16 protein-coding genes are annotated in these 21,378 nt (G+C 61.5%); 2 read left to right on the forward strand and 14 right to left on the reverse strand.

Translation table 11 applies throughout. The features are described from left to right. Positions 1–57 precede the first annotated feature (57 nt). The 3 genes from gndA to H3T93_RS07785 form a co-directional block, all read right to left on the reverse strand. Positions 58–1,524, reverse strand: a complete 1,467-nt coding sequence (gndA, locus tag H3T93_RS07775; protein WP_046322323.1) for an NADP-dependent phosphogluconate dehydrogenase — start codon at positions 1,522–1,524, stop codon at positions 58–60. 112 nt (positions 1,525–1,636) lie between these two features. After that, positions 1,637–3,958, reverse strand: coding sequence for a KUP/HAK/KT family potassium transporter (locus H3T93_RS07780; protein WP_411675005.1), 2,322 nt, complete (start codon positions 3,956–3,958; stop codon positions 1,637–1,639). A gap of 174 nt (positions 3,959–4,132) precedes the next feature. Then, on the reverse strand, positions 4,133–5,089 hold the full coding sequence (locus H3T93_RS07785) for a TatD family hydrolase (protein ID WP_144178205.1): 957 nt from the start codon (positions 5,087–5,089) through the stop codon (positions 4,133–4,135). 200 nt (positions 5,090–5,289) lie between these two features. On the opposite strand from H3T93_RS07785, the gene H3T93_RS07790 reads away from it, so the two are divergent. Continuing rightward, positions 5,290–6,354, forward strand: a complete 1,065-nt coding sequence (locus H3T93_RS07790) for a glycoside hydrolase family 43 protein (protein ID WP_144178207.1) — start codon at positions 5,290–5,292, stop codon at positions 6,352–6,354. On the opposite strand, the gene H3T93_RS07795 is transcribed toward H3T93_RS07790, so the two are convergent. From H3T93_RS07795 to H3T93_RS07815, 5 genes are all read right to left on the reverse strand, one after another. Further along, complete coding sequence (locus tag H3T93_RS07795) at positions 6,308–7,009, reverse strand: YesL family protein (protein WP_144178209.1); 702 nt, start codon at positions 7,007–7,009, stop codon at positions 6,308–6,310. The two genes, H3T93_RS07790 and H3T93_RS07795, sit on opposite strands and share 47 nt — an antisense overlap. Then, on the reverse strand, positions 7,006–7,920 hold the full coding sequence (locus H3T93_RS07800; RefSeq protein WP_144178211.1) for a family 43 glycosylhydrolase: 915 nt from the start codon (positions 7,918–7,920) through the stop codon (positions 7,006–7,008). The genes H3T93_RS07795 and H3T93_RS07800 overlap by 4 nt, the downstream gene beginning before the upstream one ends. Positions 7,921–7,924: 4 nt before the next feature. Further along, positions 7,925–8,884, reverse strand: coding sequence for a carbohydrate ABC transporter permease (locus H3T93_RS07805; RefSeq protein WP_144178213.1), 960 nt, complete (start codon positions 8,882–8,884; stop codon positions 7,925–7,927). A 24-nt stretch (positions 8,885–8,908) separates the two neighbouring features. Then, on the reverse strand, positions 8,909–9,838 hold the full coding sequence (locus tag H3T93_RS07810; RefSeq protein ID WP_233439353.1) for an ABC transporter permease: 930 nt from the start codon (positions 9,836–9,838) through the stop codon (positions 8,909–8,911). Positions 9,839–9,963: 125 nt separating this feature from the next. Continuing rightward, a complete protein-coding gene (locus H3T93_RS07815) occupies positions 9,964–11,607 on the reverse strand; it encodes an extracellular solute-binding protein (protein WP_232348760.1) in 1,644 nt (547 codons plus the stop codon). Between the two features lie 291 nt (positions 11,608–11,898). Here H3T93_RS07815 and H3T93_RS07820 point away from each other — a divergent pair, with 291 nt between their 5' ends. Continuing rightward, positions 11,899–12,993, forward strand: coding sequence for a LacI family DNA-binding transcriptional regulator (locus H3T93_RS07820; protein ID WP_144178215.1), 1,095 nt, complete (start codon positions 11,899–11,901; stop codon positions 12,991–12,993). Here the strand turns inward: H3T93_RS07820 and H3T93_RS07825 are convergent. From H3T93_RS07825 to H3T93_RS07850, 6 genes are all read right to left on the reverse strand, one after another. Beyond that, a complete protein-coding gene (locus H3T93_RS07825) occupies positions 12,975–13,706 on the reverse strand; it encodes a hypothetical protein (protein WP_144178216.1) in 732 nt (243 codons plus the stop codon). The two genes, H3T93_RS07820 and H3T93_RS07825, sit on opposite strands and share 19 nt — an antisense overlap. Positions 13,707–13,869: 163 nt before the next feature. Next, positions 13,870–14,751 carry a carbohydrate ABC transporter permease gene (locus H3T93_RS07830; protein ID WP_144178217.1) on the reverse strand — a complete coding sequence of 294 codons (882 nt, stop codon included), beginning with the start codon at positions 14,749–14,751 and terminating at the stop codon, positions 13,870–13,872. Then, complete coding sequence (locus tag H3T93_RS07835) at positions 14,748–15,698, reverse strand: carbohydrate ABC transporter permease (RefSeq protein ID WP_046322309.1); 951 nt, start codon at positions 15,696–15,698, stop codon at positions 14,748–14,750. Before H3T93_RS07835 ends, H3T93_RS07830 begins: the two co-directional genes overlap by 4 nt. A gap of 112 nt (positions 15,699–15,810) precedes the next feature. Beyond that, positions 15,811–17,130, reverse strand: coding sequence for an ABC transporter substrate-binding protein (locus H3T93_RS07840; RefSeq protein WP_046322308.1), 1,320 nt, complete (start codon positions 17,128–17,130; stop codon positions 15,811–15,813). A 229-nt stretch (positions 17,131–17,359) separates the two neighbouring features. Next, positions 17,360–18,352, reverse strand: a complete 993-nt coding sequence (locus tag H3T93_RS07845) for a glycoside hydrolase family 43 protein (protein ID WP_144178287.1) — start codon at positions 18,350–18,352, stop codon at positions 17,360–17,362. A gap of 137 nt (positions 18,353–18,489) precedes the next feature. Continuing rightward, complete coding sequence (locus H3T93_RS07850) at positions 18,490–21,324, reverse strand: family 43 glycosylhydrolase (protein WP_186363972.1); 2,835 nt, start codon at positions 21,322–21,324, stop codon at positions 18,490–18,492. Positions 21,325–21,378: the final 54 nt, after the last annotated feature.

A 21,378-nucleotide genomic window follows, 5' to 3' on the forward strand; every position in this document is an offset into this window, starting at 1 on the left:
AGGGTCCACACTGCCGACTTAGCGGCTGTGCGGACTCTTGCGATTTTGACGAGAAGTTCAGTCCTGCTTGATCTCGGACTTGTCCTCGGCCCAGAGGGTGTGGAAGACACCTGGCTGGTCCACGCGCCCATAGGTGTGGGCGCCGAAGAGGTCACGCTGGCCCTGGATCAGGGCGGCGGGGAGCCTATCGGAACGCAGCCCGTCGTAGTAGGACAGAGAGCTGGCGAAGACGGGGATGGGGATGCCGGCCTGGGTGGCACGGGCCACAACACGCCGCCATGAATCCTGAGCCTGCTCGACAGCCTGCTTGAAGAAGGGGTCGAAGAGCAGGGAGCCCGGCTCACGGCCAGAGGCATAGGCATCGGAGATCCGGTTCAGGAACTTGGCACGGATGATGCAGCCGCCACGCCAGATGCGGGCGATGGCACCCATATCCAGCTTCCAGCCATAGACTCGAGCTCCCTCCTGCATCTCGTTGAATCCCTGGGCGTAAGCCACAATCTTGGAAGCATAGAGGGCCTGGCGAATGTCCTCAATGAAGGACTTTCGGGCCTCGGGGTCGGCGGCCAGATCAGCCATGACGGCCTTGGGCTGCGGACCCTTCAGGCCCTCCTGGGCAGCCTGGCTGCGCAGCTCGGGCGAGGAAGAAAGTCCCCGGGCGAAGACGGCCTCGCCGATGCCGGTCACGGGCACGGCAAGGTCCAGCGCGGTCTGCACGGTCCAGGTGCCGGTGCCCTTCATGCCTGCCTGATCGGTGACGATGTCGATGAAGGGCTTGCCGGTGGCGGCATCAGTGTGGTGGAGCACCTCGGCAGTGATCTGCACCAGGTAGGAGTTCAGATCCCCCTGGTTCCACTCTTCGAAGACCTGGGCGATGGCCTCGGGTTCCATGCCCAGGCCCCTGCGCATCAGGTCATAGGACTCGGCGATCACCTGCATGTCTGAGTACTCGATGCCGTTGTGGACCATCTTGACGAAGTGACCCGCCCCGTCGGTGCCGATGTGGGTGACACAGGGTTCGCCATCGACCTTGGCTGCGATGGATTCCAGGATGGGTCCCAGGGTCTTCCAGGACTCATCGGTCCCGCCGGGCATCATGGAGGGTCCCAAGAGGGCGCCCTGCTCGCCGCCGGAGACGCCGCAGCCCACGAAGTGCAGCCCACGGGCCCGGATGGCCTTCTCCCGGCGAATGGTGTCCTTGAAGTAGGCATTGCCGGCGTCCACGATGATATCCCCCGGCTCCATCAGGTCGGCCAGGTCATTAATCATCTGGTCGGTGGGGTCCCCGGCCTTGACCATGATGATGGCCGTGCGGGGCTTGGTCAGCGAAGCCACGAACTCCTGCAGCGTCTTTGCCGGGACAAACTGGCCCTCCTGGCCATGATCGTGAATCAGGGTCTCAGTGCGCGAATAGTGGCGGTTATAGACCGCTACGGTATTGCCGTGCCGTGCCAGGTTCCTGGACAGGCTGGCGCCCATGGCGGCCAGACCCACGACTCCGATATTGGCTTGAGCTTGTGTCATCACATCACCTTTCGACGGTAGCCCGGAAAGGCCGGGCACCAGGTTCCATGCCGTCAATTCTATGGCCCGGACCCGATTTGGGCCAGGATCCACAGGGTGAGATTCCACTCACTCAGTCCTTGTGGTGCTTGCCGCCCTTCATCTTGCGGGAGGGCAGGACCACTCGCGTCAGCTTGGGAACCGCCCGGGTGGAGACGAACAGGGGCTGCACCTCCACGATGGGGTTGTAGGGAGCCAGACCGAACCACTTGATCGGCGAGCCAGCCACCTTGCGAATGGCGTACTTGACCTTCAGCGAGAAGGCGCCCCGGGAATCAATCTTGGACTCGGGCATCAGGGCCTTGTGGACCAGCACATAGGTGACTGTGCCGATCTGCGGATCCTCGTCCACCTTGGGGTAGATGGAGGGCTGCTTGGGCAGTTCGCCGCTATCGATCAGCTCGTGCATGATCTGGTGCAGATAGGTGGCCACATTCTGGTCCACCTTGAAGCCCAGCCTCATGCGCACGCGGAAGAGGTAGTTGGTGCCGAAGTTCTCCACCGAATACTTGCGCGTGTAGGGAGCGTCCGTGGTCTGGACCGAGACCGCCCACCAGGCCCGGGCACGCTTGGGCCGGTTGGCGAAGATGGAGAAGAAGATGTCGGTGTCCAGCCGCCGCATCTCCGCGTCCGAGGTCAGATAGACCAGGTTGTCTGCATAGTAGGGGACACGGAAGTCGTTATGGAGCATCTCCAGGGCGGGCAGGCACTCCTTGGCCGTCATATGCCGACGCTGCGAGCGCTCCACCTTGGTGCCCACATCCCAGGTGTACATGATGTAGAGGATGGCCGCGGTCAGCAGCATGGTGAACCAGCCGCCGTGCATGAACTTGGCCATGGAGGCCATGAAGAAGAGGATCTGGATGGCCAGGAAGACCAGGGCGAAGAGCAGGGAGAGCGCCCGCTTGCCGTCGTGCCAGATGTAGTCGGCCAGCAGGACGGTAGTGGTGATCATGGTCACCGTCAGGGCCAGCCCGTAGGCGGCCGAGATGTGCTCGGAATCCTTGAAGATGGCCAGCACAGTCAGCGTGGCCGCGCACAGGACCCAGTTGATGGTGGGGATGTAAAGCTGGCCGCGAGTACGCGCCGGATAGCGCACCTGCAGGTGGGGCATCCAGTTGAGGCCGGTGGCCTCCGAGACCATGGTGAAGGCGCCCGTTATCAGGGCCTGCGAGGCGATGACGCCAGCAGTCACCGACAGAAGCACCGCCACGTAGCGCACGGTGGTGGGCATCATCTGGAAGAAGGGGTTGAGCCCGTCTACGCCCTGCAGGGCCTTATTGTCGCTGTTGCGCAGGATCCAGGCCCCCTGGCCGAAGTAATTGAAGACCAGGGCGACGTTGATGAAGGGCCAGGTGGCGTAGATGTTGCCGCGGCCCACGTGGCCCATGTCGGAGTAGAGTGCCTCGGCTCCCGTGGTCGACAGGAAGACGGTGCCCATGATGGTCAGGCCCACCGGATTCTGCGGGCTGAAGAGGAAGCGAATCCCGTAGACCGGGTTCAGCGCCTCGAAGATGGACCAGTCGTTGCCGATGCAGTAGATGCCGATCAGGGCCAGGAAGGCGAACCAGACCATGACCACGCTGCCGAAGACCTTGCCGATCCGCTCGGTTCCGCGCGACTGGACCGCAAACAGGATAAGGATGATCACGAAGGTGATGACCATGGTCAGATTTCCGTTTTCACGGAAGATCGGAGTCAGCACAGGGATGGTCTTGAGGCCTTCGACTGCCGAGGATATGGAGACCGCCGGAGTCAGCACCGAATCAGCCAGGAAGGCTGCGCCGCCGACCATGGCAGGGATGGCCAGCCATTTGCCATAGTGCCGGACCAGGGTGTACAGGGCGAAGATGCCACCCTCGCCCTTGTTGTCGATACGCATGGCCACCAGGACGTATTTGACCGTGGTGATCAGCGTGATGGACCAGAAGACCAGCGAGAGCATGCCCAACACGGCCGCCCTGTCCACACGGGCCATGCCGCCCTGCCCGGCCACAAAGGCCTGCATGGTGTACAGGGGCGAGGTGCCGATGTCGCCGTAGACCACGCCCAGAGCCACGATGCACATGCCCAGGCTGATCCTGTCAGGTGAGGACTGTACCCGCCGCCACCAGCGGCCCAAAGGACCCTTTGGCGGAGTGCGACGACGCTGGGCCGCCCGCTGGGCCTCGCGCCGGACCCGCTTGAGCTCGTTCTCCTCCTCGCGCGTGCGGGATTTGGCCGAGATCTTTGGGGCCTTGGTGAAACTCTCCGGGGGAAGTATCGATTCTTTCGTCAACCGACCCTTACGAGAGGCCGCAGTCGACTTCGCCGCTTTTTCGCCGGATAACCGGGGTGGTTCGTCAGCGCCCCTGCCATCATCCTGAGCCGCCATCTCATGCCGCTCATCCGCCATAGAGCCCTCCATCGGCCAAAGCCTTCACTCATCTACTTCTGGGTGCCGTATGTTGCTGTTCGCGCACACGTGCGACGACAACCGTAGCACTCTCCCCCCACACTCGGCAGGGGCGATTCAGACCGCGACACACCAATAGCTTAATCCCGCCCGGCAGCGTCTGTCGGACATCCCTCACAAGCCGTAAACCCGTCGCGTGGTGGCTGCTGTCGCTCGGGCCACCTGTTCCAGGGGGCAGTCCAGGGCATCGGCCATGGCTCGCAGGGTGTAGGGAATCATGTAGGGGGAGTTGGTACGCCCCCGGTAGGGCATGGGGCTCAGATAGGGCGCATCGGTCTCCACCATGATGTGATCCATGCCGACTACGGACAGGGCCTGGCGGATTCCCTCGTTGCCCTTGTAGGAGACCGTCCCGGAAAAACTCAGATACCAACCGTGCTCGGCGGCCACCTGAGCCATCTGCGCATCCCCTGAATAGGAGTGGAAGATCGTGCGCTCGGGAGCGCCATCCTCCAGCAGGGTCTCAATGACCTGCCGGTGGGCGTCGCGGTCGTGGATCTGCATGGGCAGATCCAGTTCCTTAGCTAGGGCGATGTGGTCCCGGAAGGCCTGCCGCTGGATCTCTTCAGCCTCCTGACCGGTCCGGTAGAGGTCCATGCCCGTCTCCCCGATGGCCACCACCTGGTCGGGATATGCGCGAGCCAGGCGGGTGACCTCCTCAAGCGCCTGCTCGAAGGGGACCTCATGCCAGGGCTGATATTTCAGTGGCAGTCCGTCCGGTCCCGGCACCCCTCGATGGCCGTGCAGGACAGCCTCATTGGGATGGATGGCCAGAGCCGCGTGAACCACCCCAGGATGGGCCAGGGCCAGGTCCACAGCCGTCTGCAGGTGGGGCAGTTCGCAGCCCACGTCGATGGCTCCGACCACGCCCACGGCCCGAGCCCTTGCCAGCTGCTGGTCGACCGTGCGGACGGGGACCGGGTCCTGCCCGCGCTCCCTGGCCTGCCGGTCCATCTCCTGGGCGAAGGGGACCACAGAGGCCATGTGGGTGTGATCGTCGATGACTCCAGTGCCTGCGGGCAGCGGCTCGGGGTCGGGAGCCCAGCTACGGTCGCGATGATGCTTGCTCATGGTCCACAGTCTAGGAACCCATACGACCCAATGTGCGACCCGCCCGGACGGCCGGCTCTGTCAAAAGGAAGGTCGGCAGCTAGAATCGCCCATGACGGCCCTGGAACGACCGGAACGGAAGAGCGAAGAAGCGCCCGCCATCTGTCCCTGCCAGTCCCCCGCCGCCGCAGTATCTTTGCCGAAAGCAGGAAAGGTGGAACATGTCTACGGATTGGCAGCCCTCATTCGAGGCGACCAGCGCCTACCTCTTCGTCCACTTCACCGGCCATGAACAGGCTGAGACGGATGAGCAGCTCTACTTCGCCCTCAGCCGCGACGGCCTGCACTGGCATGACCTGCGGGCCCAGGGAGACCCGGTGCTGACCTGGAGCGAGGGCGAGGGCGGCGTGCGCGACCCCTATATCGTCCGGGGGCCAGACGGCCTCTTCCACATCATCGCGACTGATCTGTCCGTCTACCACAGGGGCGGCTGGCAGGAGGGCAGGACCACCGTGAACGGATCCACCGGCCTGGTCATCTGGGATTCGCCTGACCTGGCCCACTGGGGCAGGCCCCGTCTGGTGGATGTGGCCTCGGCCATTCCCAAGGCCGGCATGGCCTGGGCTCCGGAGGCCTGCTGGGATGCCGACAGGGAGCAATGGATAGTCTTCTGGGCCACGGCTGCCGCCGACAGTGCTGAAGACCCGGCTGCAGCCGACCTGGCCAACGAGCTGGGTGACGGCATCAACATGTACTACGCCACCAGTGCTGACCTGATCACCTTCTCCCGCCCGGTCAAGTGGATCGACCGCAGCAACGGGATCATCGACACAACCATGCTCAAGGCGCCCGACGGCTGGTGGTACCGGGCCTCCAAGGATGACCAGATCACCCTGGAGCGCACGCGCAACCCCTATGCGGTCACCCATGAGCTGGTACGCACGGACGACGACCAGGCCTGGTCCTACCTATCCAATCTGACCGACATCTTCGGCCAAGGGCGCTACTCCTCGCGTTATCTGGAGGGCCCCGAGCTCTTCCTCTACAACGATGCCGATGCTGCCGGACCCGACGGCAGGGCCATGCCTTTCGGTCTGATCTGCGACCAATTCCTCGAGGGCCGGGGCTATCTGCCCTTCCGCTCGGCCGATCTGTCGTCCAGGCAGCAACAGGACTGGACTTTGGTCAACGACATGGACTTTGGCCGACTGACCAAACGCCACGGATCCATCATGCCCATCACCGAGAGCGAGTATCGGATTTTGAAGCGGACCCTGACCCGCTGACCCGCTTCTTGGCGGGTTCGAGCACATGGACATCCATGCCCGGCAGCCGTCCCCAGGAATAAACAGCGGCCATGTCTGCAAAGAGCGGCACGGCCAGGCCGAAGGTCACGGCCAGACCCGGCCAGGTGTAGTAGGCCCAGCCCGTGATCATAAGCAGGACCAAGACCATCAGCGAGCAGAGGGGACGCCCCACCACCATGGACAGGGCGGTCCGGGCCGCCCAGAGGGGGCCCTCGTCGAAGTTGGACCGCACCGGCCAGCTGAGAAGGACGAAGAGCCCGTACAGCAGGTTGAGCAGAAGGAGCAGGCCGGAGACCACCGGTGTCAGGGTGCCCATGTCATTGGTCATGGTCAGCCAGTACTCCCAGATCAGGAGTGCCCAGACCAGGAACTGGGGCCATCCGAAGCGGTTGGCCGCAGCCAGCTCTGAGCGCCAGGCCCGGTGGAAGGTCATCCAGGTCTGCTTGACCGTCCATGAGCGGTCTTTCAGGTCCAGCAGCCAGGTCCGGTACGTGGTGCAGGTGGCCGCCATGGAAGGGAAGAATCCAATCAGGACAAGTCCCAGCAGAGTGTGGGCCAGAAAGGCCACATGGACCACGAATATCATCATGATGATTCGGCATAGGAACTCGTATCCCACTGCGAAGCGCTTCATCGCCACCCCTTTTCTGGATTCCATTGTTCCCGCCAGAGCAGACGAACGCAACCCTCGTCGATCAATATGGGCAGGGTGACCAAAGGGGATTCGCCCAGATGATCCGGCCGCCACCGATCTCCGATGTACAGGCAGGGCAGGGCCGAATCCTCCGACAGGGGCACGATGGCGTCGCACTGCGACTGGTAGGTCTGCGTCCCCAGAGGCGCCACAGGCTTCCACGGGCTCCATGGCCCACGCAGGTCCCGCGAAACAGACACCATGTTGTCATTGCAATCCCAGCCGGTCAACTGCGAACCAAACCAGTAGTACCAGTCGCCCCGGTGCAGGAGGATGGGGGATTCATAGCCGAAGCGGCCGTCCTGTCCACGCAGACAGACCAGATCCTCCACCAGAGACAGGTAGTCCCTTGAGAGCCGGTAGATGTGTGTTCCCTGATCCCGGTCCTCGGAGACCAGATACCCGCTGACATCCCAGTCCTGAAAGGCGAAGATGTCACGGCTGGCATTCATGCCAAACCGCATTGTTGAAAGAGGCCGGAAGGGTCCCTCGGGCCGCTCGCTGACAGCCGTGCCCACATGGGCGTAACGATAATCCCCCTCGCCGTCCACATGCAGGTACATGACATAGAGACCATTGGCCGGACAGCGCAGGACCCGGGGGCGCTCCACGATCCGCTCCGGAGAGGTCATCCCACCCGATGCCCCCACTGGCAGAGCACAACCCAGGTCGCGCCAGTGAACGAAGTCCTCGGTGGCATAGCAGCAGATTCCCCCGAACCGGCTACCCCCGGTCTTGATCTCGCCATAGGCCAGCCAGCGGCTGCCATCCTTCAGCATGCCAAGAGCGTGCAACTGGGCCACAGACCCATCCGCCCGCCTGACTAGCTGCACACCCGGTATGAGGCTCATGGTCTCATCCCTTGACCGCGCCGATCATGACACCCTTGTTGAAGTATTTTTGCAGGAAGGGGTAGATAATCAGCAGGGGCAGGGTGGATACGATGATGACGCCATACTTGATCTGGTCAGCCAGCTGTTGCTGCTGCAGGACGTTCTGGCCGCCGTTGCCGCTGCCCATCTGGTTGGTCTGGTTGGCCAGCAGAATGGACTGGAGGACGTTCTGCAGAGGCTCCTTGGCCTCCTGGCGGATGTAGATCAGACCGGTGAAGTAGTCGTTCCAGTGGCCCACGAAGTAGTAAAGGCCGATGACGGCGATGATGGCCGAGCTTAGGGGGATGACGATCTTCATGAAGTAGCCGAAGTAGCCCAGTCCGTCGATCCGCGCCGCATCATGCAGGTCCTCGGGTATGGAGGTCTCAAAGAACGAACGGGCGATGATCAGGTTCCAGACGCTCAGGGCGCCAGGCAGGATGAAGACCCACATGCTGTTGAGCAGGCCCAGTTGCTTGTAGAGCAGGTAGTTGGGGATGAGCCCGCCGGCGAAGTACATGGTGAAGGTGAACAGGAAGAGCAGCACCCTGCGGGGCTTGAACTCCAGGCGTGACAGGGCGAAGGCCGCAGGCATGGTGACCACCAGGTTCAGAGCTGTACCCAGGACGGCGTACAGGACCGTATTTCCATAGCCGGTCCAGATGCGGGCATCCTGGAAAACCCTCTGGTAGCCGGCCAGCGTGAAGCCCACGGGCCAGAGCGTGACCCGCCCAGAGGAGACCGCCCCTTGATCGGACAGGGATGCGACCACGATGAACCAAAGCGGGTAGATGACCGCCAGAAGAATGACGGCCAGAAGCAGGGCGATGACGATGTCGACGGCCATATCCCCCGGCTTCAGCTGCTGTCTGGTGTGCTTGTTCCACGGGATGGCCCCAGGGTCCGCCTTGGGTGCCGGTTGCGCGACGTTGCCGCTAGTCATGATGACGCTCCTTATCCTGCACAATCAGAAGATGCTGGTGTCGGTGACCCGCTTGGATATCCAGTTGGCCGCGACCAGGAAGATGAAGTTGATGACCGTGTTGAACAGGCCTATGGCCGTTCCGTAGCTGAATTGGAAGGATTGGATGCCGATCTTGAAGGTATAGGTGGATATGACCTCGGAACCCGGCAGGTTCATGGCGTTCTGCATCAGCCAGACCTTTTCGAAGCCCACGGACAGGACCGAGCCCATGTTCATGATCAGCAGGACCACGCAGGTGGGCATGATGGTGGGCAGGTCCACATACCTGATCAGCTGCAGCCGGCCTGCCCCGTCCATCTTGGCAGCCTCGTAAAGGGACAGGTCCACCGAGCTCAGGGCCGCCAGATAGATGATGGCGTTCCATCCGCAGTGCTGCCAGACCTCGCTGATCCAGTAGATGGGCGCCACGGCACCGGGGCTGTCCAGGACGTTGTCCTTGCCCAGGAAGCGACCGATCAGCCCGGTATTGGGCGTCAGGAAGATGTTGAGCATGGCCACGATGACCACGGTGGAGATGAAATGGGGCATGTAGGTGATGGTCTGCGCGAATCCCTTGATCCGCTGCGAGCCGATCTGGTTGATCAGCAGGGCCAGAATGATAGGGGTGATGAACCCCAGGACCAGCGTTCCCAGGCTGATCTTGAAGGTGTTGATCATGGTGGAGGCAAAGAGGGGCGACTGGAAGAACTGCCTGAAGTACTGCAGCCCCACCCATCGGCCACCGGTCAGCCCCTTGGCGGGAACAAAGTCCCTGAAGGCCAGCTGGATGCCGTACATGGGCACGTAGGCGAAGAGCAGGGTGAAGCCCAGGGCCGGCAGGGCCATGAGCCAGAGCTGCCAGTATCGTCGGAAATGCCAGGCCAGCCGCCTACGCAGAGGCCAGGTTTTCCGGACCTTGTCGTTATCCACCACCTGCGCGTCGCTACCGCGCTCAATCGTTTCCTTGTCCGTACGCACCTTCAACCTCCTTGCCAGAGGAGCCGGCGACCGGCCATCCTGCAGAACCGACCGCCGGACCCCTATCCGCGCCAATCGGCTTATTTGATCTTGATGGCCTTGTCGTAGGCCTTCTGCCAAATCGCGGTGTTCTTTTCGATCTGATACTTCTTCAGATTGCTCTGGAAGTCCTTCCAGGCGGCATCATCCTGGACGCCCCCCTTGGCCAGCCAGTTGGAGACCACGGGCACGGCGTAGTTGAACAGGGCGGTGTTGTTGTTGGCCACGGTGTTCTGATCCGCCTCGCTGATACGCACATAAATAGGCATCATGTCCCGCTCATGGTCGTAGTGCTTATACTGCTCCTCATAGGCCTTGTCTACGGCAGCCACATGGTCCATACCCCGGTCGCCCTCAACGGTGACCGCATCAGGAATCCAGCCGGCCAGCCGGTCTTCCAGGGCCGGAATCTTGGCCGCATCCTGGGCCTGGTGGAACTTGTCGGTGACCCGGTAGGCGTGCGGGCCGGTCTTCTCAAGGTACTTATCGGTCAAGGAGCCGTAGAGCTGCTGGACGGAGTACTTTTCGGAATAAAGCAGGTTGATGACCTTCAACGCGGCATCCTTGTTGGTCGCATTGGCGGACATGGCCATGTGGTAGTCCTCGAAGCGGTTGGCCTCGCGTGAGCCGTCCCAGACCACCTTGTCAGCGGAGACCCCGTCGGCCGCAGGCACCGGGATGCTCTCATACTGCTGGGCCATGGCCGACCCGTAGGATCCGAAGGCAGAGTCGTCCCAGCCGAAGACCATGCCTACCTTGGCGGTCTGCCCGTCAGATTGGTTGCGGGCGTTGTACTTGTCGTCCTTGGCTGTGACCCAGTCAGAGGGGGCCCATCCCTTCTCGACCATCTCACGGTAGAAGGCGATGACCTGACGGAACTGGTCGGTCTGCATCCAGTTGCCGACCTTGCCGTCGCGAAGATAGATCCCCTGCTGCGAGGGTCCGGAGTTGAAATGGGTGACGATGCCGGTCGAATTCATCATCAGGAAGGGGCTCCACCAGTCCCCGATCTTGCCGGTGACCAGTTCCCGCGGGTTGAAGGCGATCTCGTCGGCCTTGCCGTTGCCGTTGGGATCGCGGGTTTTGAAGGCCTCCATGACCGTACGCATCTCGTCCCAGGTGGTGGGGGCCTTGAGCCCCAGCTTCTCAAGCCAGACGCGGTTGATCATCAGATGCTGCCCCGAGGCCAGGAACCCCTTGGTGCGGCTGGATGGCAGGACACGGACCTTGCCGTCTACAGTGACGAACTTGCGGGCTGTGGGCTGCTCCTTGAAGAAGCGCTTGACATTGGGGAGCTTGTCCAGGTCATCTCCCAAGGTCTCGAAGGCTGAAGGATTGCGGACGGCATCGTCCGGATTGAAAGCCCTGATGTTCAGATCGTCGATCTCGCCAGCAGCCAGCGAGGCATTCTTCTGCTGCCCCCAGGCGTCATCGCTGACTTCGTGCCACTGGATGGAGCAGTCGCAGTCGGCGGCCAGCTCCTTGGCCCAGGTCATGTCGGCCATCTTGGTTTCGTTGGAGTTTTTCACCACCAGAATCTTGACTATGGGCCGTCCCTTGTCATCGGTGGAGGAGCCCCCCCCCCGCCACAGGCGGCGAGAGTGCCCGCCATGGCCAGTGCCGACAGCGCGGCCAGGCCCTTCATCATGGTTGCCTTGGTTGTCATCATCAGTCTCCTTCTCCATTCCCGGCCCTTGAAAGGCCTGGCAAGCGGATCGGGTCTACAGGACCCCGGCTGCTTTGCCTACGCATACGTCTTTGCATACTTGCAGAGGGTGAAACCTGTCGTCATCCCATAGGAATCGTAACGATTTGATTATGCATTTCTCGCTGCCTCCTTGTCAAATCATCGCTGTTGTGGGCGCGTTCGGCAGGTGATGGACATAGAATTATTGCAACGATTCGATAGGCAGGTCGACCTGTGGGACCAGACTTGACCCGTCGGTTCCTGGTCAAGTTCGCAAGGAGGCGAAGCGGTGGTAACACTCAAGGATGTGGCGGATGCCGCAGGCGTATCCCCATCGACAGCCTCGGCGGCCCTGCGCGGCATGGACATCGTCAAACCGCTTACACGCCGCAAGGTCATCAGACAGGCCCAGCGGCTCCACTACTCCACCAACGTATCCGCCCGTGCCCTGCGCTCGGGCAGGTCAGGCATCTTTACCTTGATTGTGCCGGACTTGGAAAACGGCTACTACGCCAGGCTGGCCAATTCCCTGTCCAACCGGCTCTTCGCCAGGAACCTGAAGCTAATCATTCAGGTCAGCCAGTATGACAAGGCCAAGGAACTCCGCCAGATTCAGGAGCTACGCTCCTCCATGTGCGATGGGCTCTTCGTCTGCTCCACTCACAACAGCGCCCGGGAAATCCAGCAGGTGGCCAACGGGCTCCCGGTCCTGCTCTTCGACGATATGAGCGTGCAGAACCAGGCCTGCTACGACTCCATCGAGACTCCCAGCAGGGACGGGATGACCGCCGCCATACGCCATCTGCATGCCTGCGGGCGCCGGAGAATCGGCGTGGTGGGCGGCCATCAGGGAGCCCTGAGCGCCAGCCATGCCCTGAGCGTGACCTTGCGGCGGAACCGCTACCGGCAGGCTCTGGACACCATGCAGGACCTGGGCATGGATACCTCCCAGGCTCTGGTCAGCTGTGACTGGTCCACCCCGGCCGGACGACGGACGGCACATGCCCTGGCTCGCCAAGGCATGCCCTATGATGCCCTCTGTTGCATGAATGACGCCTTAGCCCTTGGCGTCATCCGCGGCTTGGCTGAATGCGGACTGCGGGTACCTGAGGATGTCGCGGTCACCGGCTTCGATGGGATTGAACCGGGCGCCTACTCTGTTCCCACCCTGACCACCGTTGCAGTGGATTTCACTGAGATGGCGCGGATGGCCATCTCCATGATGCTGGATCATGTCGGTCAGCAGGAAGGTCAGGAAGATTCAGCCCGAACCCCTCGCAGAGTGATTGTGGGCTACCATCTGCTGGAGCGAGAATCCACCCTGGGAATCCATGCCACAAACACGGTTCAAAGGGACCCGGAGACTCAGTCGAAATCCATATAGTCAACGAAGGCCCGGACGTAGGATACGGTGTCGGCTATGTTGCTCAGCCCCAGGATGGCATGCTTGGGCAAACCGGGCACCTGTTTCCAGCGCCATGATCGGGAGAGATCCAGACCCATGGCATGGGACGGGTTCGATACCTGCCGGCCCTTGGAATCCACCAGCACGCCTTGGCTGGCCAACCGCCGAAGGTCGCCGCCCTTCAACCCCTGCGAGGGCTTAGCCACCAGCCCGCGTTTGCACAGAGTCGGAAAGAGGCCCGCGGGGGCGATCACCATGTTGATCTGGCCTGCAGTGACCCGGGTCAGGGCCTTGGCCGAATCGTCGTAGCCCTGACCATTGAGCGTCAAGGTCGCCTCCATATCGACCAGCCGACCATCCTTGATTCCCTGGTCGCGCATAAATCCCTGTTTGAGGCGATCGAATCCCTCCTCATGGGCGCTCATGTTGAAGCCCTGAACTGAAATAAGCGGGTCCGGCGGCCTGGTCAGTCTGGTGACGACCAAGCCGATCAGCAGGGCCAGTACCAGACCAGCGGCCAGAACACCAGGAAGGAAGTGCTGGGCGAAGTAGGGCCAGCGCTTGGCCGGCGGCAATTGCCTGAAGATGGTCCATTTGGACTGTCCGGCGTGGGGATCCGCCGATGCCAGAACCCCCAGGGCATCCTCTTGATCGGAGCTAAGCCCATACCGATCGCCCTGATGCTCATCCATGCCTGACCTCCCCATCCGCGACGCTCACCAGCCCAGTCTAAATCCAGAATGAACAAGGGGCCGACGGAGGTGGTCATCCTCCGTCGGCCCCTTGGGCACCAGGCACAGCGGCCCACCCCTCAACGGGCCCTGTACCTGGTGCCGATGATGTCGGCCTTGTCGGTCACTTAATGCCTGTCATAGCGATGCCCTGCACGAAGCTCTTCTGAATGAAGAAGAAGATGATCAGCAGGGGCAGCGCCGAGATCAGGGCGCCCGCCATGACCACGCCATAGGGCGTGACCGAGGAGCCGTGCCCGGTCAGCATAGCCAGACCGGCGGTGATGGTCCTGGTCTCCGGGCGGCTGGTCATAATCAAGGGCCAGAGCAGATCGTTCCAGTTGCCCATGAAGTTGAACATGGTCACCACCAGCACCGAGGACTTGGCGTTGGGCAGGATGATCTGCCAGAAGATGCGGAACTCGCCGGCACCGTCAATGCGAGCTGCGTTGTCCAGATCCTTGGGCAAGGAGATGAAGAACTGCCGCATCAGGAAGATGCCGCCCACATCAGCCAGCCTGGGGATGATGATGCCCCAGTAGGAGTTGACCAGGCCCATGCTTGCCAGCAGCTTGTAGACCGGGATCAGCAGGGCCATGCCGGGGATCATCATGGTGGCGATCAGGATTCCCAGCAGGAAGCCACGCCCCTTGAAGTCGATCCTGGAAAGCCCGTAGGCGGCCAGGGAGTCGAAGAAGACCGAGAAGACCGTCACTGCTCCGGCGAAAATTACTGTGTTCATCAGCTGCTTGCCGATGGGCATCCGCTGGAAGAGCGAGGTGTAGTTGTCCAGCGTGAATGAGGAGGGAATCACCTTGGGCGGCCAGGTCTGGGTCAGCTTGTTGGGCGTGAAGGAGGTAATCAGCACAATCAGCAGCGGGAAGATGATGATTACCGTCATCAGGATCAGCAGGAAGTAGGTCAGTACCCTGGCCACCATGTGTCGCGCATGGGCCCTCCTGAGCAGCTTATCGTGCTCGATCGCGGTAGGAGTCGACTGGCTCATCCGATTTCCTCCTTCTCATGCTTGTTGTTCCAGACCAGCTGGATAACGCCGATGATCAGCGTCATGATCAGCAGGACATAGGACAGGGCCGATGCATAGCCCATCTTGCCGTTGCCGAAGGCTTCGGTATAGATACGGTAGACGATGGTCTCCGTGGCACGGTCGGGGCCTCCGGAAGTCAGAATGAAGACCTGATCGAAGACCTGGAAGGATCCGATCAGTCCGAAGATGACCACGTAGTTGAAGGTGGGCATCAGCCCGGGCAGGGTGATGTGCAGGAAACGCTGCCAGGCGTTGGCCCCATCCAGGGAGGCCGCCTCGTACAGGTCCGGGTTGATCCCCTGCAGGCCGGCCAGGAAGATGACCATGAAATAGCCGAAGTTCTTCCAAACGGTGATGAAGATGATGGTGGCCAAGGCCGTGGACTTGGTCCCCAGCAGATCCATGTGCTGGATGCCGAAGAGCACCTTGCCCCAGTAGGGTATAAGACCCAGGGAGGGCGAGAGGATGAAGCTCCAGGCGATGGAGGCCACAGTCAGCGAAATGATGTAGGGCATGAACAGGCAGGTGCGGAAGAAGCCGACCCCCTTGATGTCCTTGCGGTTGAGCAACAGGGCGAAGGCCAGGGCGACGATGACCACCAGTGGTGCGTAGGCGACCGCATAGATGACCGTGTTGCGGAAGTCGGTCCAGAAGTCCGCATTGGTGAAAAGCTCGGCGTAGTTGTGCAGACCGACAAAGATGCCTTTACGGTTGATGCGGTCTGTAGTCAGCGAGGTGAAGAAGGTCTTGATGGTCGGGTAAAAAACGAAGACCGACAGGACAATCAGGGCCGGTGCTATAAAGCTCAACCCGATTCGAATATTGCGCCTGGAAAGGGTTTTCTTGTTGTCCTTGATGACCGCGTCGGCGCCCTGCGCGGGTGGGATCCCAGTGGTAGTGGACATAGGTACTCCAAAGTGTCGCCCGGACGCCGGGCCCAGGCGACGGTCAGCCATGAGGGGACCGGCCGGCGGCGCTACTGGCCGCCAGACCGATTCCTCAGGGGCGGATGGTCAATCAGTCCTCAGCCTTGTACTCGTCCAGATACTTCTGGATCTTGTTGGAGGCTTTGGACAGCGAGGCGGAAATGTCATCGTCGGTGCGGGCGGTGTTCTGGGTCACCGAATCCAGGGTGGCCGAGATATCACCGAAGCCGCCCTTGAGGCCGGCAATGCCGATGTAGGAGTTGTCCGTATTCTCGGAGACCTTGGCGATCAGGGGGCGCTTGGAGAGCTCTTCGGTGGTCACGGTCTTGTTGTTCGGCGGATAGGCGGACCCCAGAGACCACATGACCTGATTGTCATGGTTGTTGTAGTACTTGAAGAAGGCATAGATACCCTTCTTCTTGGCCTCGTCCTTGACCTGCGAAGTGACCCACCAATACAGACCGGTTGAACCGGTGTTGGAGCCCTTCCTGCCATCGGGATAGACATAGGTGCCGTCTCCGTTGGGTACGGGGAACAGATCGTGCTTGATGCCCTTGTCGGTGGCTGCCTGATCCTCCCAGGGGCCGACGATGACCATGGCCGACTGGCCGGACTCGAAGGACTCGCGTGCAGCGGTGTCATCCATGCCGGTCTTGGAGTAACCACCCTTGTAGAACTCGCGCATCTTCTGCAGGAAGGCCTTGTTCTGCTCGGAGTTGATAGTGACCTTGCCCTTGGTGTCGTATAGACCAGTGCCGTTGCCCTTCATGAAGGCCGCCCATCCGGAGTCGGACAGGGCCATACCGTACTGGGAACCGTCACCCTTGGTCAGCTTCTTGGCCACATCCAGGAGCTGGTCCCATGTCTTGGGATAGTCCTGATCGGTCAGGCCGGCGGCCTTCCACATATCGGTGTTGTACCAGACTGTGGTGGGCGCGTAGCCCATGGGGACCGCGCACTGCTGCTTCTTGCCGTCAATGGTGAACTCGGTCTGCTTGGTCACGTTGGGCAGATAGTTCTTGGTCTCGTTGGAGGGATCGTCATAGAAGTCCTGCACGCACTGGAAGGTGCCGTCAATGGACCAGCCCTGGCCATTGTCGGCGCCGGTGGTGACGAAGTCGGGGCCATCGCCCGAGGTGACCTTGGTGACCATGGTCTCGCCGATGGTGCTCCAGGGCTGCAGCTGGGCGTCGATATGGTACTTCTTCTGGGACTTGTTGAAGTTCTCGACGATCTTCTTCAGAGTCTTGCCATCGGCCTCGGAGAATCCGTGCCACATGACGATGTTGGTAACGCCGTCCTTGCCCTTGGCATCCTTGCCTCCACTGCCAGAACCGCAGGCCGAGAGCCCCACGGTGCTGAGCGTGGCGAGCGCGATCGCGGCTACCGCAGCCTTTCTGATTGCCTTCATTGTCTCTGTCCTTTCGACATCAAGCAACGGTTACAAAGGAACCGATGACGGCCGGAACAACCATGTCCTGCCCATCTGGTCCAATGGCTTGCATCGCTTGGTCACGCTCCCAGATACGTGAACGTAGCCCACGCCTTTGTAAACCGACATCTTTCTAACGTTGCAAATTATATAATACTCGCTTCTCCAACGATGTACAAGCGTGTCGGGCATGGCCCGGCAATGCCGCTCAATGACTGCCGTCGGGAGGCAGAATCTGACGGCTTGTCGGAGTCCACCGGTCGTCAGGCAGGGGCCGTCCGAAGTCCGGGCCGTGGTTGGTCCAAGTGATCAGTCCGACCCTGGCATGCCGGTTGGGATCGAAGAGGGGGTCCCCTTCGATTTGAGTGTAGTTGCGGGCATGATAGACAATCAGATCCTGGCTGCCGTCCTCGCTGACTGTGAAGCAGTTGTGGCCGGGGCCATACTGATGGTTCTCCTCTGCCGTTTTGAAGACGGGATGATCGCTCTTGGTCCAGGAGGCCGGGTCCAGCAGATCGGCATCCTCACGGGCGGTCAACATGCCCACTGCGTAAGGGACCCCGGTTCCCGAGGCCGAGTAGGTCAGGTAGATCATGCCCTGGTGAAGCAGGACGGCTGGCCCCTCGTTGACCTTGAAATCAATGCATTCCCAGTCGTATTCGGGCTTGGAGAGCATGACAGGATCAGTGGCCAGCGTCCAAGGGTTGGCCATGCGAGCGATGTAGAGATTGGAATTGCCCGCGATGGCCGGATCCTTCTGGGCCCAGATCAGGTACTGACTGCCCCCGATCACCGTTGTGGTGGCATCCAGGGAGAAGGAATCGATCGGGGTGTGGATCTGCCCCTTCTCGGTCCACTCGCCATCCATGGGGTCTTCGCCGGTATTCTCCAGCACATACATGCGGTGGGTGGGCAGATCAGCAGAACCGAAGTCCTCCTCGGCGGCCGCGAAGTAGATGTACCAGGTCCCGTTGATCTGGTGGAGTTCTGGCGCCCAAATGTACCTGCTCATGGGACCGGACTCGTGCTTGCGCCAGATGGTGCGCTCAGGTGCGGCCTGCAGGTCATTCAGCCTGGCGGCGGCACGCAGGATGATCCTGTCATAGGCCGGGTAGGATGCAGTGAAATAGTAGAGGTCCCTGTGCCTGATGACCCAAGGATCGGCCCGCTGGAGTACCAGAGGATTGTGGTATGCGCTCATCATGTGTTCCTATCACGAAGACGAAGGTACTGGTCTGTATGACCAATATACAACGTTGAATATTATTGGACTGCTCACCCTTCGCCAGGCAATCAAGTCGAAGGCGAAGGGCGGCTTCGGTAGCGGCTCGTTCGGGTTCAGCCTCGGGCTCGGCGAATGGTAGTGAACACCAGTGCGCCCAGACCCAAGACAAGAGCCGCAGATGCAACTGCGACGGGAGCCGACAGGGCCGATCCAGTCGAGGGCAGACGACCGGTCTTGCCTCCCTTGCCGGACCGACCTGCAGGTGCAGGAGTGGAGTCCGCGGCAGGAACAGTCACATGACCGTTACCACCATCGGCATCCTCATGAACCTTGGCATCGGTCAGGGGACGCGTACCCCAGACGGCTGCGGCACCTGCTGCCTTGGAGACATCGGCACCTGCATCGGTGAAGACATCGCCGCCCAGCCCTGAGAAGAAGACGACCGGATGGCCTTGCTCATCAAGCTGTCGGCCCAGCCTGGCCCGATAGACGCCGTGCAACAAAGTGCCCGGATCCGCCGAGTCCACCTTTATGGTCAGGTCGCCGCCGGTCGCCGTCCAGGAACCCTGCACCTGGCCGCCCAGCCGACCGCCGGCCAGCAGGCTCACTGACACCGACCGATAGATGGTCGGGCTGGACAAGCCAGAACCCGCATAGTAATGGACCGGGTCATGGACCACCACCTGGTAGTCGCCGACCACTTGGCTGGAGGCGACCCTACCTACCGAATCCCGGTATTCGAAGGGTGTCATGACCAACCAGCCGTCAGGGGTCTGCACCATCTGCTTGACCCGGACCTGGTGCTCTTCCAGGTTGCCGTCAGCGCGCACGAAGCGAGTGTGGTAGACGTTGAAGACGCGATCTTCGTCAATCAACAGTGCGTTGCCTCCCTGGGAGGTCAGCACCTGGTCCTGTCCGGGCTGGGCGAAGGAGGAGTCGATCCGCAGACCCCGATTGACATCCAGATCATTCATTGCACGCCCATAGACTGCCGGCTTGCTATTCTGATCCAGGTAGGGGCCGGTGATGGAACGGGAACGGAATTCACGCATCTGGTAGCCTCCGGTCTGCCCGAGTCCGCCGTAAGAAAGCATCAGATACCACCAGTCGCCCTGATGGACCAGGGCGGTGCCTTCGCCTGAGTTGCCGAAGCCTCCGGCGAGTTTGTGCCCGTAGTAGGCGTCGGACTGGTTGGCCTGGGTGGGATAGGTGGCGGAATAGTCGCGCAGGCCGGTCTTGGGGTCCAGGCGGATCATCCAGATGCCCCCGAACCAGGAGCCGAAGCTCATCCACAGGCCCCCCTGCCCGTCATCCTTGACACAGGCGTCAATCGCATTGATACCCGTATCCGTGAGGCTGGCGTAGCGTGACAAATCGGCATTGGGGCCTAGCACCTTGGGCACGTCGGTGGCCGCCACGTTGGACTTCTGGAAACCGGAGTAGACCACCGGGCCCACCAGGCTCCAGTCCCCCTCGATGTCGTCGGCGGTCAGCAGGACGATGACCGACTTCTGGAAGGGGAACCCTCCCCCGTTCAGGCTCAGGTACATGCACCACTTCTTCATGGTGGCGTTGTAGTAGACCTCGGGCGCCCACATGTTGCCGGTCACATCAGGATTGGAGGCCTGCTTGGGCCATGCCTTCCAGATGGGATCCAGGATACGCTGGTAATCCCGGCTCAGATTATTGGTGAAGGGCTCCCAATGCTTGAGGTCGGCGCTGCGGGCCCAGGCCCGGTGGGAGCCAAAGATGTAGTAGCGCCCTCCGGCCTTGACCACGGAAGGGTCATGCACGGAGACGCGCGAGTAGGCGTCCTGACCGTCTTTGGAGGTACCCCTGACAATAAGACGGTAGTCATGCTGGATGGCTTTAGCGTCCAGGGAGGACTTCGAGGCCTTGGTTGCTTGCAACCGGGCCGTCAGCGTAATGGGGACATCTCGCTTGCCAGGGACCACATGGGCCCTGCCGGTGGCTGCATTGACACTGACTGTTTCGGGAGCCGAAGAGGTCCAGCTCACTGAGGCGACAGTGGTAGAGACCGGCAGGTTGAAATCACCGTCCACAGCGGCTGGGACCGCCAGTGATGTGGCCTGTTGGTCGATCAGATCGACCAGGTCTTCCGAGGGCAGGGTGGCAGCGATCTGATCGGCATTCAGGGCCTGCGGATAGACGGCGAATGACTGCACTGCGCCATGGAAGAGTGCGTCACCTATGCCGGGATATCGGGACTGGCCGATTACGTTGTGACGGTGGTCGCCAAAGGCGGCGGGGTTGACCGTGGCTTTGCCCTCAGCCACCTGCAGACCGTTGATATAGAGGCGAACCATGTTGTCCTTGCCGTCGATGGTGGCCGTCAGCGTGGAGAAGCGGTCGTCGGGCAGGTTCTTGGATGCCGGCAGATAGGTCTCGCCCTCGCCATTGGCCTTGGAAGTGATGGAGGTATACAGGGATGTGTGGGTGGAGGCTGTCCAGGAGCCGACGGCCTGCTGACCGGTCCCCCCTAGCGACCAGAGGTAGGTCCAGGGACCTGAGGCGTTGAACCGATCGTTGCGCACGCGGATGGACACCGTGGCGCTGGCGTGTCCGCTCAGTATGTCATCGGGAAGCCTGACATAGGCGGATCCATCGAACAAGAGCGCATCGTCGGTCTTGACCGCCCCGGCCGGCCGGCCATCGGCGTCCATGATGCGGGCCGGGCCAAAGGATGAGCCTGAGACTGTATTTTTTGCCTCCTTGGCTCCTGGAGCAAGGGCTGAAAAATCATAGCCGAGCAGGGGCTGCGGCTGACTGGCTGACATCCCGGTTGAGGCACTGCCGCCCGCTTGGGTCTGATCCGCCCAGGCTGGAGAAGCGACTGTGCCGCCCGCCAGTATCATGCCCACGAGGGCCGCCGCTGCAACCCCTCCCCGGCTCCGTCGTCCTGCGTCTGATGACGATTGATGACGCATGTTCACACCTTTCCATATCGGCATCGGAGCGACCGCGCTCCGACCGGCCGGCCT

This window comes from Bifidobacterium sp. M0404 (genome assembly GCF_016101415.1).
Lineage (GTDB): Bacteria > Actinomycetota > Actinomycetes > Actinomycetales > Bifidobacteriaceae > Bombiscardovia > Bombiscardovia polysaccharolytica.